The organism is Jannaschia aquimarina (assembly GCF_000877395.1).
Classification (GTDB): Bacteria; Pseudomonadota; Alphaproteobacteria; order Rhodobacterales; family Rhodobacteraceae; genus Jannaschia; species Jannaschia aquimarina.
Map to the genome: position 1 here is coordinate 49,969 of NZ_JYFE01000036.1, position 13,300 is coordinate 63,268.

Annotated in this window: 12 protein-coding genes; 11 read left to right on the forward strand and 1 reads right to left on the reverse strand. The window is 65.6% G+C overall.

Annotated features, from left to right (window positions below):
- The first annotated feature begins 39 nt into the window (after positions 1-39).
- Entirely contained in the window at positions 40-2,055 is a 2,016-nt protein-coding gene (locus jaqu_RS09550; RefSeq protein ID WP_043918746.1) for a M3 family metallopeptidase, read from the forward strand.
- A 641-nt stretch (positions 2,056-2,696) separates the two neighbouring features.
- Here the strand turns inward: jaqu_RS09550 and leuC are convergent.
- Positions 2,697-4,103 carry a 3-isopropylmalate dehydratase large subunit gene (leuC, locus tag jaqu_RS09555; protein ID WP_043918747.1) on the reverse strand — a complete coding sequence of 469 codons (1,407 nt, stop codon included), beginning with the start codon at positions 4,101-4,103 and terminating at the stop codon, positions 2,697-2,699.
- Positions 4,104-4,425: 322 nt separating this feature from the next.
- Between leuC and jaqu_RS09560 the strand changes: the two genes are divergently transcribed.
- The 10 genes from jaqu_RS09560 to jaqu_RS20630 all read left to right on the forward strand — a co-directional run bounded on the left by jaqu_RS09560 (position 4,426) and on the right by jaqu_RS20630 (position 13,256).
- Entirely contained in the window at positions 4,426-5,763 is a 1,338-nt protein-coding gene (locus jaqu_RS09560; RefSeq protein ID WP_043918748.1) for a mechanosensitive ion channel family protein, read from the forward strand.
- Between the two features lie 35 nt (positions 5,764-5,798).
- Positions 5,799-6,035 (forward strand): hypothetical protein, encoded by a 237-nt coding sequence (locus tag jaqu_RS09565; RefSeq protein ID WP_043918749.1) that lies wholly within the window; start codon positions 5,799-5,801, stop codon positions 6,033-6,035.
- A gap of 111 nt (positions 6,036-6,146) precedes the next feature.
- Positions 6,147-6,953 carry a methyl-accepting chemotaxis protein gene (locus jaqu_RS22300; RefSeq protein ID WP_084629661.1) on the forward strand — a complete coding sequence of 269 codons (807 nt, stop codon included), beginning with the start codon at positions 6,147-6,149 and terminating at the stop codon, positions 6,951-6,953.
- A gap of 243 nt (positions 6,954-7,196) precedes the next feature.
- Positions 7,197-7,607: a ribosome silencing factor gene (rsfS, locus tag jaqu_RS09575; protein WP_084629673.1), complete on the forward strand. Its 411-nt coding sequence runs from the start codon at positions 7,197-7,199 to the stop codon at positions 7,605-7,607.
- Positions 7,608-8,060, forward strand: a complete 453-nt coding sequence (gene rlmH, locus jaqu_RS09580; protein WP_043918751.1) for a 23S rRNA (pseudouridine(1915)-N(3))-methyltransferase RlmH — start codon at positions 7,608-7,610, stop codon at positions 8,058-8,060.
- A 34-nt stretch (positions 8,061-8,094) separates the two neighbouring features.
- Positions 8,095-9,606, forward strand: a complete 1,512-nt coding sequence (gpmI, locus tag jaqu_RS09585; protein ID WP_043918752.1) for a 2,3-bisphosphoglycerate-independent phosphoglycerate mutase — start codon at positions 8,095-8,097, stop codon at positions 9,604-9,606.
- Positions 9,603-10,661: a murein hydrolase activator EnvC family protein gene (locus jaqu_RS09590; RefSeq protein ID WP_084629664.1), complete on the forward strand. Its 1,059-nt coding sequence runs from the start codon at positions 9,603-9,605 to the stop codon at positions 10,659-10,661. The genes gpmI and jaqu_RS09590 overlap by 4 nt, the downstream gene beginning before the upstream one ends.
- Before the next feature lie 9 nt (positions 10,662-10,670).
- The gene (locus jaqu_RS09595; RefSeq protein ID WP_043918753.1) at positions 10,671-12,023 is read left to right on the forward strand and encodes a S41 family peptidase; all 1,353 of its coding nucleotides are present in this window, start codon (positions 10,671-10,673) and stop codon (positions 12,021-12,023) included.
- A gap of 46 nt (positions 12,024-12,069) precedes the next feature.
- Positions 12,070-12,558 (forward strand): RNA pyrophosphohydrolase, encoded by a 489-nt coding sequence (locus jaqu_RS09600; RefSeq protein WP_043918754.1) that lies wholly within the window; start codon positions 12,070-12,072, stop codon positions 12,556-12,558.
- A gap of 194 nt (positions 12,559-12,752) precedes the next feature.
- Positions 12,753-13,256 (forward strand): hypothetical protein, encoded by a 504-nt coding sequence (locus tag jaqu_RS20630; protein ID WP_052500893.1) that lies wholly within the window; start codon positions 12,753-12,755, stop codon positions 13,254-13,256.
- The last annotated feature ends 44 nt before the right edge of the window (positions 13,257-13,300 follow it).

The following is a 13,300-nucleotide window of genomic DNA, read 5'->3' on the forward strand; positions in this document are numbered from 1 at the left end:
CGATCCGATGTCCTAACTAGCTCCGAAAGGAGCTTGCCCATGCCGAACCCTCTCCTCGCCGATTGGACCGCCGAATTCGCCATTCCGCCCTTCGACCGGATCGAGGACGAGCACTTCGCGCCCGCGCTCGAAGCGGGCATGGAAGAGGGCCGCACGGCAATCGGGAAGATCGCCGAAAATCCGGAAAGTCCGAGTTTCGCCAACACGATAGAGGCGCTGGAACTTGCGGACCGCACGCTCGACCGCGTGGCGGGGGTGTTCTACAACCTCGCCGGGGCCGACGCGACGCCCGCCCGCGAGGCGCTGATGCGGGACATGGCCCCCAAGCTGTCGGCCTACGGCTCCGAGATCACGATGAACGCGGCTCTCTTCGCCCGGATCGAAGAGCTGTGGCAGACCAGGGAAGCCCTTGATCTATCGGAAGAACAGGCCCGCGTCCTCTACCTGACCCGCCGCTCGTTCGTCCGCTCCGGGGCCGCGCTGAAGGGGGCCGAAGCTGACCGGCTGAAGGAAATCAAGTCCCGGCTGGCCACGTTGGGCACTGCCTTCACCCAGAACCTCCTCGCCGACGAGCGCGAATGGTACATGGATCTGACCGAAGAACAGGTCGCGCAACTTCCTGATATCGTAGCGGACTCGCTGCGCGCTGCCGGGGCCGAACGCGACCGTCCAGGGGCCGTCGTCACGCTCAACCGCTCCCACATCACGCCCTTCCTCGCCAACCATCCCGACCGCGACCTGCGTCGGCGTGCCTTCGAGGCCTGGATCAGTCGGGGTGCCAATGGCGGCGAGACCGACAACCGCGAAATCGCCAGTGAAATCCTCAAGCTGCGCGAAGAGCGGGCCAAGCTTCTAAGCCACGACACCTTTGCTGACTACAAGCTCGAGACCGAGATGGCGGGCACCCCCGATGCCGTCCGCGACCTGCTCATGCAGGTCTGGCAACCCGCTCGCTCGGCTGCCCTCGCCGATCAGGAAGCCCTGGCCCAGATGGCCCGCGAGGACGGTCTCGTCGGCCCGCTGGAGCCTTGGGACTGGCGCTACTATTCCGAACGCCGCCGGCGCGAGTTGCACGATCTGGACGAGGGCGAGGTGAAGCCCTTCTTCCGTCTGGACCAGATGATCGAGGCCAGCTTCGCATGTGCCAACCGCCTGTTCGGGCTGGAATTCTCACCCATTGATCCGCCGATGTATCATGAGGATGTCCGCGCATGGGAGGTGACGCGGAACGGGGATCACGTCGCCGTCTTCCTGGGCGACTATTTCGCCCGTCCTTCCAAGCGATCGGGCGCGTGGTGCAGCGCCATGCGCTCTCAGCAGAAGCTGGCAGGCGACATCCGCCCCATTGTCGTCAACGTGTGCAACTTCGCCAAGGGTGATCCGGCGCTCTTGTCATATGACGACGCGCGCACGCTCTTTCACGAATTTGGGCATGCCCTGCACCAGATGCTGTCGGACGTGACCTATCCGTCGATCAGTGGCACCTCCGTCGCCCGCGACTTCGTGGAACTGCCAAGCCAGCTCTATGAACACTGGCTCGAGGTGCCCGAGGTCCTTTCGGAATTCGCGACCGATATCGACGGCAATCCGATCCCGGACGCTTTGCGCGACAAGGTGCTTGCGGCGGCGACCTACGACATGGGTTTCCAGACCGTGGAATATCTCGCCTCTGCTCTGGTCGATCTGGCCTTCCATGACGGCCCTGCGCCCGCCGACCCGATGCAGAAGCAGGCGGAGGTGCTGGAGCGGATCGAGATGCCGCGCGCTATCGTGATGCGCCACGCGACGCCGCATTTTGCCCATGTCTTCGCAGGCGATGGCTATTCGTCAGGCTATTACAGCTACATGTGGTCCGAAGTGATGGATGCCGACGCCTTTGCCGCCTTCGAGGAGGCGGGGGACGCCTTCGATCCAGATATCGCCAAGCGGCTCGAAGCCGATATCCTGTCGCGCGGCGGGTCCGTGGACGCGGCCGAGCTGTACACCCGGTTCCGCGGCCGCTTGCCAGGGGTCGAGGCGCTGCTCAGGGGGCGGGGGCTGGATCGAGCCGCCTGACACGGCCGCCTGACCAGAGGTTTTGAACGTGATGGAGGCCGGGCGGACGATGCGTCCGGCGTTCCCCGTCGGCCTGAATCGGATTGGACCCGAGGCGCCATAAATGCAGGCCGCTTCGCCCCGTGAAGCCATGGGCCACCGTCGCCGTAAGTATTTGACCGAGTGATAAAAAACCTAAGGATGAGAATATTACGTAAATAAATCAGAAATTTATTCGGTCCCATTTTGTCAATATCTGGTGATCAGTCAGGTTGCACACGCGTGATCCTCCGCCGAGAGCGACCGATTGCGCCATCCGAGCGCCGCAATGTCAGGGCATTCAGGTGTCGGGAATCGGGTACATTTGGAGCATCCTAATGACTTATCGCAGTAATTCGACGAATCTCCGTCGGGAGAAGCCGGCTGGTTTCCAGACCGCGTTTGGAAAGTTGACAGCTACTCTTGCCGAGCCCGGAATGGCAGTGCCCGCCGTGGCCGCGACCGCCATGCTCGGCCTGGGGATCTTCCTCTTCGTCTAAATGTTCCGTCCCGCTCAAGTGTGGGGGCGGCTTGGTTCAGGTAACGAGTAAAAGACGCCCGGCACCGCATTACGGTGCCGGGCGTTCTTCGTTTCCGGGCGCGGCGGCGCGAGCGGCTGCTCTCTACATCAGGTCGCGGACATCGGTCAGCTTGCCGGTCACCGCAGCGGCGGCAGCCATCGCAGGCGACATCAGATGCGTGCGTCCTCCGCGACCCTGGCGCCCTTCGAAGTTGCGGTTCGACGTGGCGGCGCAGCGCTCGCCGGGGGAAAGCTGGTCGGGGTTCATCGCGAGGCACATCGAACAACCGGCGAGCCGCCATTCGAACCCGGCTTCCTTGAACACGTCGGCCAGCCCTTCTTCTTCGGCCTGGGCGCGCACGAGGCCGGAGCCGGGCACAACCATCGCCCGCATCCCGTCCTTGATTTTCTTGCCCTTCAGGATGGCCGCGGCGGCGCGCAGATCCTCGATGCGGCCGTTCGTGCAGGAGCCGATGAAGACCGTGTCGATCTCCACTTCGTTCAGAGGCGTTCCCGGTGTCAGGCCCATATAGTCGAGCGACCGTTTCGCAGCGTCGACCTTGCCCCCCTCGAAATCGGTCGGCGCGGGGACGGAGGCGGTGATCGGCAGCACATCCTCTGGCGAAGTGCCCCAGGTCACGACCGGTGCGATGTCTTCGCCCGCGATGGTGACGACCTTGTCCCAATGCGCGTCGTCGTCGGATTTCAGCGTCTTCCACCATGCCAGAGCGGCCTCCCACTGGGCGCCCTTGGGGGCGTGGGGGCGGCCCCTGACGTAGTCGAACGTCTTCTCGTCGGGCGCGATCAGCCCGGCGCGGGCGCCGCCCTCGATGGCCATGTTGCAGACCGTCATCCGGCCTTCCATCGACAGGTCGCGGATCGCTTCGCCGCAATATTCGATGACGTAGCCGGTGCCTCCGGCGGTGCCGGTCTTGCCGATCACCGACAGGGTGATGTCCTTGGCGGTGACCCCGGGGCGCAGCTTGCCCGTGATCTCGACCTTCATGTTCTTGGACTTCTTCTGGATCAGCGTCTGCGTGGCGAGCACATGCTCCACCTCGCTCGTGCCGATCCCGTGGGCGAGCGCGCCGAACGCGCCATGGGTCGCGGTGTGGCTGTCGCCGCAGACGACGGTCATGCCGGGCAGCGTCCAGCCCTGTTCGGGCCCGACGATGTGAACGATGCCCTGCCGGATATCGCTGACCGGGTAGTAGTGGATCCCGAAGTCGCGTGCGTTCTTGTCGAGGGCCGCGACCTGGATGCGGCTATCCTCGGTCATCTGGTCGGGATTCTCACGCCCAAGGGTGGTGGGCACGTTGTGATCGGGCACGGCGATGGTCTTGTCGGGCGCGTGAACCTTGCGGCCCGCCATGCGCAGGCCCTCGAAAGCCTGGGGACTGGTCACCTCGTGCACGAGATGGCGGTCGATATAGAGGAGAGAGGTGCCGTCCTCGGCCTCGTGGGCGAGATGGGCGTCCCAGATCTTGTCGTAGAGCGTCTTGCCGGCCATGGGCTCGGTCCTTCGGTCGGGAATGTCTGGTCGTTCGAAGTGCGGGCAATGCCCGGAGGGCGCGGATCAGCCGCGTGCTGTCACACTCCGGGCCCGGCCGAAGAACCGCCAGGGCAGGAAGTCGTGATCGCAGAGGTCATGCACCCGTTTCATCGCCGTCTGGATACCGCGCCCTCTCAGCCGAGGCAACGCCGCGCACGCATACCCGGACGGACCTCGCGTTCCTTGTCCGAAGGGCGATCGGCGCCCCGTGGCAGGAGAGCGCAGGCCCGCCGGCCGAGAGACGGATTGCCCGCTGCAGAGGCGCGCCGCATAACAGGGCATGGACGAGACCCTCCAGGAAGCCATACCGCCTTCGCTTCGCGATGAATTGCTCGCGCTCTGGTCGCAATTGAGCACGTTCGGAACGGATCTGCTGCAGCCGGGCTGGAAGCTCTGGCAGGTTCTGATCGTGCTCGCCCTCATCGCGGCGGCGTTCCTTATGAAGAAGTGGGCCGCAGATCGCATGACGGCCTGGATGCGGACCTTGCACGACCGCCCCAAATGGCAGCTTCGCGCGCTGGTGATCTTCCGGAACCGGCTGGGCCTGATGATCTTCGCCGTTCTCGCCTGGGCTGTCTATCTGACGATGCAGCAGATCACCTGGCCGTCGCGATCCTACCTCATCGGTCTGGCGGCGACGATCGGCACCGCCTGGGTGGCGGTCAGCTACGTGGCACGGATCGTCCGGAACCCGTTCCTGAGGACGATCGTGACCTGGGGCCTGTGGATCTGGGTGACGCTGTTTTATCTCGGCATCCTGGACGAGACGCAGACGGCTCTGGACTCGATCGCCTTCGAGGTGGGCGACATTCGGATTTCGGTGCTGGGCCTTCTCACGGCGCTGGTCCTGATCGGTCTGCTCTTCACCGTCGCGCGCTTCGTCTCGACCACGACAGCGGCGCGGGTGCAGCGCAACGAGGATCTCAGCCCGTCCATGCGGGTGCTGGTCGTCAAGATCGTCCAGATCATTCTGTATGCGGGCGCCTTTTTTCTTGGCCTGAAGGCGGTCGGGGTCGATCTGACCGGCCTCGCCGTCCTGTCCGGTGCCATCGGTGTCGGGCTGGGCTTCGGTCTGCAGAAGGTCATCTCGAACCTCGTCTCGGGCGTGATCATCCTTCTCGACAAGTCGATCAAGCCCGGCGACGTGATCTCGATCGGAGAGACCTTCGGATGGGTCACGACCCTGACGGCGCGCTACGTGTCGATCACGACGCGGGACGGCAAGGAATATCTGATCCCGAACGAGGATCTGATCACGGGACAGGTGGTCAACTGGTCCCACTCGAACGATTTCGTCCGCCTGGATATCTTCTTCGGGACGGCCTACGGCGACGACCCCCACGCGGTCCGGCGCATCGCGGTCGAGGCCGCGAAGTCGGTCGAGCGGGTCCTGTCGGTGCGTGCGCCGGTCTGCCACATCGTCGGGTTCGGCGATTCTTCCGTGGACTACATCCTGCGCTTCTGGATCGCGGATCCGACGGGCGGGCTGACGAACATCCGGGGCAATGTCTATCTGGCGCTCTGGGATGCGTTTCAGGAGAACGGCATCTCGATTCCGTTCCCGCAGCGCGAGGTGAAGGTTCTGGACAGCGTGAACGTGAAAGGACCGGCGGATTAGCGCGATGTTAAGCCCGTCTGCCTAGGGCGGATGGGATGAATGCCTACATCCCGAGTTTCGAGATCGAGTTGCCGGCGGGCCTTTTTCAGTCGGCCGACGATCAGGCCGCGATGCGTGCTGCGCTTCAACTCCCGAACATGGCGCGGGCGCAGGGCCTGCGCATGGTTCTCTTCATGGCGACCTCGATGCTGACGCGCGATCCCGATCTGCCGGCATCTGGTCGATTGAACCGCGCCCCGAAACGGGTCGGACCCCACCACGCAGCTTCCTGACGTCGCCGTGGGAAATGGAAGGCTCCGGTGCATCCCACGCCTCGGCGACCGTGCCGAAAGGTGTCCCCGACCTTAGGCTTCCGTTTATCCTCCGCTGCTACGGCTGCTTCCATGATAAACCCCCAAATCTCATCGGACCCGGATCACGCGGCTGCGGCTTTGCCATTCGTTCCCCGGTTCGAGGTCGATCTCGATCCGGACCTTCGGCCGGATGTGGATCTCGGCGTCGCGATGCGGGCGGTGGTGACCCAGCCCTTCGTCCTGCGGATGAATGGGATGCGCATGATGATGTATCTTGCATCGATGATGCTCGCCCGGGATCCGGCGCTTGCGGCCGCCTGTCGTGAGGGGCTGGATCGCGCGACGAAGGGATTGGAGGTCATCACGACGCTCTACACTGACATCGACTCCGTCGGGGAACTCCATCCCCTCTCCCGTGATTGCCTGTTGCAGGTCGCGGCGGCTTGCCCTTCGCTTGGCTCGGTCTTCGCACGCCACCGCGAGAACGTCGCCACCTGCAGGGACCGACATGCGCGCGGCGAAGATGCGCAATCCGAGTTCGAGCGTGCGGCGAACTACGCGAACGGTCCGATGACCGACGAAATCATAAAATTGCACGACGAGAGCGGTGCGATCGTCCAGAAGGCGCGCAACCTCATCGAGGAAGAGGCGCGCCGCGCCCAGACCCGGGCGATGGAGGCCCGCGACAGGATCTCCGAGGCTGCGAAGACGGTCCAGATCATCTCGCTCAACGCGCGCGTCGAAGCCGCACGGGCGGGCGAGGCCGGCCGGACATTCGGCGTCATCGCACAGGAGATCCGCGAACTGAGTCGAGAGACCGAAGAGGCGGGGCTTGAAATCGGCGAGGCGGTGGACTGGATCATCGACCGCATCTTCAGCAGGCCGACGAAGCGCTGAGCGACGCGCGGCCGCGCAATCCCCACATCAGGGCTCGGGGCACCGCGTAAGGTGCACTTGGGACGCTGACTCGTGTTACGCGTCCGTCCCGACCCCTATAAGGCGACGGCGCCGACCGTTGCCGAAGGGCCTCTTCACATCACCGCCCGGACTGCCCATCTCTTAGAATAGATTGCCCGGTTGGGACGCCGATGTTACCTTCGTTCGGCGTTTCCCGCTGGGAAGACCAAACGGACCCGGAGGATCGGACCCCTGTCTGCACAGACATTTGCGGCACATGATGCCGCCTCGGCCCGGAAGGGCGACACCAGCTCCAGCGATGCGATCCTGGACCTGATTCTGAAATCCCTCGACGACGACAAGGCCGAAGACATCGTGCAGATCGATCTGCGCGGGAAGTCATCCGTCGCGGATCACATGGTGATCTGCTCCGGCCGATCGACCCGGCAGGTCACGTCGATCGCCGAGAAGCTTGCGGACCGGCTCAAGCCCGTCCTCGGCCGCGCGCCAAAGACCGAGGGCAAATCCCAGGGCGACTGGGTGCTGGTCGATGCGGGCGATGCCATCGTCCATATCTTCCGCCCAGAAGTGCGCGAATTCTATCAGCTCGAGAAGATGTGGATGGATGGCGCGGACGCCGCGCCCAAGCACTGAATGCGCCTCACCCTGCTCGCGGTCGGGCGCCTGCGCCGCGGCCCCGAGAAGGAGTTGATCGACGACTACCTGTCGCGCTTCGCCAAGGCGGGGCGCGGTCTGGGATTGCCCGCCGTGGATCTGGTCGAGGTCGAGGGGCGTCCCTCAGAGGCCGATGCGTTGAGCCGCGCGATCCCGGACGGATCGGCTCTGGCGATCCTGGACGAGCGGGGGACGCAGATGACCTCGCCGGATTTCGCCGATCTGCTGGCCCGCCACCGCGACCAGGCCCGCGATCTGTGTCTCGTGATCGGGGGCGCGGACGGTTTGGATCCGGCGATCCGGGCACGTGCGGACCATGCAATCTCGTTCGGGCGCATGGTCTGGCCGCATATGCTGGCGCGCGTCATGCTGGCAGAGCAACTGTACCGTGCCGCGTCCATTCTCGCCGGCTCCCCCTACCATCGGGCCTGAGCCTGCCTTAGACGCCTCGACAGGAGGACAGCCCATGCCAGCAAAGCCCGTGATCCTGTGCATCCTCGACGGATGGGGCATCAGCGACCGGCCCGAGCAATCGGCCCCCGACGTCGCCGAGACACCAACCTTCGACCGCCTGATGGCGACCTGTCCCAACGCGACGCTGACGACCTTCGGCCCGGATGTCGGTCTGCCCGAGGGGCAGATGGGCAATTCCGAGGTCGGTCACATGAATATCGGCGCGGGCCGCGTGGTACGGATGGACCTGGGCCTGATCGACCATGCGATCGAGACCGGGGAGTTCGACCGCAACGCGGCGATCACGGGCTGGATCGACAGGCTCAAAGGGTCGGGCGGTACGGCGCATCTGTTCGGCGTGATCTCGGACGGGGGCGTGCACGGCCATGTGGATCATGTGATCCAAGCGGTGAAGCTAGTCGCCGACGCGGGCGTTCCGGTCGTACTCCATGCGGTGACGGACGGGCGCGATGTCGCGCCCCGCTCGGCCGAAGGGTTCGTGGACCAGGTCGCGGCCGCGTTGCCGAAAGGCGCGACGGTCGGGACCTTGTCGGGGCGTTATTTCGCGATGGATCGCGACAATCGCTGGGACCGTGTGAAGCGAGCCTGGGACGCGATGGTCCATGGTCGGGGCGAGGTGGCCCATGACATGACGGATGCCATAGCCAAGGCGCGGGACCGCGACGAGAGCGACGAGTTCATCCAGCCCACCGTATTGGGCGGCTATGACGGCATGACGGATGGCGACGGCGTCTTCTGTCTCAATTTCCGCGCCGATCGCGCGCGCGAGATCCTGGCGGCGCTGGCTGCGCCCGATTTCGACGGCTTCGATGCGGGCGACCGGCCGGATCTGCACATGCTGGGCATGGTCGACTATTCGACGAAGCACGACGAATACATGGATGCCGCCTTTCCGAAGAAGCCGGTTGAGAACACGCTGGGCCATTGGGTCGCCACCAGGGGGCTGCGGCAGTTCCACGTCGCCGAGACGGAGAAGTACCCGCATGTCACCTTCTTCCTGAATGGCGGCAAGGAGGATCCTGAGGAGGGCGAGGACCGGTTCATGCCGAAATCGCCCGACGTCGCGACCTATGACATGCAGCCCGAGATGTCGGCCGCCGAAGTGACCGAGAAACTGGTCGGGGCGATTCGCGCGGGATACGACCTGATCGTCGTGAATTACGCGAACCCGGACATGGTCGGTCATACGGGTGATCTGCAAGCCGCCGCGCGCGCCTGCGAGGCAGTCGATGCCGGGCTGGCCGCCGCGCTGGAGGCGCTGGAGGGGACCGGCGGCGCGATGGTGGTCTGTGCCGACCACGGCAATTGCGAGACGATGGTCGATCCCGAGACGGGCAAGGCTCACACGGCGCACACGCTGAACCCGGTGCCCGTGATCCTGTGGGGCGGACCGGAGGGCGCGACGCTGAAGGAAGGCAGGCTGGCGGACCTGGCGCCGACCCTGCTGGCGCTGATGGGATTGGAGACGCCGCCGGAGATGACGGGGGAGTGTCTCTACTCGTGAGATGGGTCTTGGTCGTCCTGTCGCTGGCCGCGACCCCCGCGCCCGCTCAGGATGCGCGAGAGGCCGCGCAGACGCTCACCATCGCGGCGACGTTGCTTGAGGCCTCCGAAGGCGCTCAGGAACGGATTGCGGCTCTGTCACAGGCGATCGAGGCCCACGACGAGGCGCTGGCTGTCCTGCGCGAAGGGCAGAGGCGTATCGCGACGGTGGCGGATGGATTGCGTGAAGAGCTTGACGCGAGGGAGGAGCGGATCGCCGCGCTGCTCTCTGTGCTGATCGAGATCGAGCGCGGTCCGACAACGGTGCGGGCGATCCATCCCGACGGCCCCCTGAGCGCGGCGCGTGCCGCATCCCTGATCGCGGATGCTGCACCCGCCCTCGAAGCCGAAGCCGCGATCCTGCGCGCGGACCTGGACCGGCTCGCCCGGATGCGGTCGGCCGAGGCCACGGCTGCCGACGACCTGCGGACCGGCCTCGATGCGATCCAGGCCGCGCGCGAAGCCCTGTCCGCGGCCATCTCGGAGCGCCGGGCGATCCCGGCCGCCGCGCTCGACACGGCCGGTCTGCGCGCGAGTGCCGAGGCGCTGAAGGACCTCTCGGCCGTGCTCGACGTGATCCCGGGCGCGGATCTGGAACCGCCGCTTGCTCTTCCGGTCGAGGGGCGCGTTTTGCGCCGATATGGCGAGGCGGATGCGGCCGGGATCGAGCGGCCCGGTTGGATCGTCACGGCCGCGCCCGGGGCACCGGTCCTGGCGCCAGCGGCGGCGAGCATCTTATTCTCGGGGCCGGTCCCCGGTCAGGGTGAGGTCGCGATCCTCGAGATGCGGCCCGATCTCCTGCTGGTTTTGGCCGGTTTGCACCGAACAACCGTGACGCGTGGCGCACTGGTTGCGCGCGGCGAAATCCTTGGCGAAATCGCGCCAGAAGCACGCGAAAGTGACGCAGGCACCGACGCAGGAGGTGGCGCTTCCGCCGGGGAGACGCTTTATATCGAGGTAAGGAAGGACGGCGAGACCGTCGATCCGGCGACGTGGTTCGCCGGTGAGGGAGATTAGGGGAACGAAATGAAGAAATTCGCGATGGCCGCCGGTGGCGGTATCCTGGCGGGGATCGTAGTGGCGACGCAGATCGCCGGGCCCCTGCTGGCCCAGGAAGCGGAAGAGAGCGGCAGCGTCTACGAGCAGCTCGACCTGTTCGGCATCGTCTTCGAGCGGATCCGGAACCAATATGTCGAGGACGTGGACGAGGCGGAGCTGATCGAAGCGGCGATCAACGGAATGCTGATCTCGCTGGACCCCCATTCCAGCTACCTGCCGCCGCGCGATTTCGAAGACATGCGCACCGACACGCGCGGCGAGTTCGGCGGGCTTGGCATCGAGGTCACGCAGGAGGAAGGCTACGTCAAGGTCATCACGCCGATGGACGGCACCCCGGCCTATGAGGCGGGCGTCGAGGCCGGCGACTTCATCACCACCGTCGACGGCGAGAGCCTGCTGGGCCTGACGCTGGAGGAATCCGTCGATCTGATGCGCGGCCCGGTGGGCAGCGACGTAGTCATCACCGTCGTGCGTGACGGCCTCGAGGAACCGCTCGATATCACCATCACCCGCGACACGATCCAGTTGACCGCCGCGCGCGTGCGGCTGGAGGGCGACAGCGTCGTCATCCGCGTTGCGACCTTCAACGAACAGACAATGCCGCAAGTCCGCGAGGGGCTGGACGAGGTTCTCGAAGAGGCCGGCGGCCTGGATGCGGTCAACGGCGTCGTGCTCGATCTGCGGAACAATCCCGGCGGTCTGCTGACGGCGGGCGTGGCGCTGTCGGATGCGTTCCTGGAACAGGGTGAGATCGTCTCGACCCGGGGCCGCGAAGTGCAGGACGGCGACCGCTTCAACGCCACGGCGGGGGACATCATCGAAGGCAAGCCGATGGTCGTGCTGATCAACGGCGGCTCGGCCTCGGCGTCCGAGATCGTGTCAGGTGCCTTGCAGGATCACCGCCGCGCCGTGGTCGTCGGCACCAAATCCTTCGGCAAGGGCAGCGTGCAGACGATCATGCCGGTTCAGGGCGACGGCGCGATCCGGTTGACGACCTCGCGTTACTACACGCCGTCGGGCCGGTCGATCCAGGCGCTGGGCATCTCGCCCGACATCGTCGTGCAGCAGCCGCCCAGGCGCCCCGAGCTCGAGGGCGAGGAAGAGGACACCACCTCGAACCGTCCACGCCGGTCCGAGTCGAACCTGCGTGGCAGCCTCGACAACGATAGCCTGACCGCCGACCAGCAAGAGCAGGTCCGCCAGGAGCAAGAGGCCGCCGAACAGGCCGCCGAGCTTCGTGACGAGGATTACCAGTTGGCCTACGCGATCGACATCCTGAAGGGCCTGTCCGCCATCGACCTGGCCGAGATGGAGCAGTGACGCCGGACCTGACGACGGAGGGGGCGCCTGCGGGCGCCCTTTTTGCATGAATTCGGACGAGATCGCCAAGCTGCCCTACCGACCCTGCGCCGGGATCTGCCTGACCAATCCGGACGGCCTCGTCTGGGTCGGGGCACGTATCGACCGGCCTGCCGACGCGCCGCTGGCCTGGCAGATGCCGCAGGGCGGGATCGACCCCGGAGAAAGCCCACTGGACGCGGCCCGGCGGGAGTTGTGGGAGGAGACCGGGCTGCGCGCGGATCGGGTCGACCTGATCGCAGAGCTTTCGGAGCCGCTTCCCTACGACCTGCCGACCGACTTGGTGAAGAAACTGTGGAAGGGCCGCTATCGCGGTCAGATCCAGCACTGGGTTCACATGCGCTACGACGGCCCGGACGAGGCGGTCGATCTGGATGCGCATCACCGCGAATTTTCGGAGTGGCGCTGGATGCCGCCCGCCGACGTGCTGACCCGCATCGTCCCGTTCAAGCGCGACATCTACGTCGCGGTGTTCCGGGAATTCGACATCCTCTGATTTCGCGACCGCGATGGTCGGCAAAGGCAGGCAATCCTGGCCCGCTGCCCATTCGCGCGGATTTCCGCTGACCAAGTCGGCGGATTGGCCATGCCGGACGGCCCTCTAAACCGAAGGATTATGCGGGCCCCCGACTTGATATCGCCTATCGCGACCGTCCGCCGCACCTCGACAGCACCACCAGGAGGCGTCTCATGAGCCGCACCGCACAGATTGCCGCGATGCTTGTCCTGCCCTGCATTGGGATGGGTATCGCGGAGCGGTCATGGGCTCTCTCCTGCCTGCGCCCGAGCGTCGAGAGCAGCTTCGCGGCGGCGCAGGCGTCATCTTCCATCTACGAGATGGCGGTGGGGACTTTCATCGTGGCGCCGGGGGAGGCCCTTCCCCCGGCCGTCACGGACGATCCGAACCGCGAGCCCAGCCGGATCGCGGCAAGGTTCGAGGGCCGGTTCGCCACGCTCGAGGGGTTCGAGCAGGAGAGGCAGGTGCCCGTCACGCTGGAACTCGGTTGCACAGGCCCTTGGTGTGCAACGGTTCCGACGGGTCAGGTGCTCGTCTTCCTCGAGCGGGCGGATGACGGCTACGTCCTGTCAGAAGGCGCATGTCCGCGTCTGATGTTCGCGGCGAACCCGGAAAAAGAGAGGCAGGCCATGGCGTGCCTCACCGATCCGGAGGCGTGCAACGCCTCTGGCAACTGAGGGCCGCGTCCACTCAATTCATCCCGCTCGGACGCGGCCCCCTT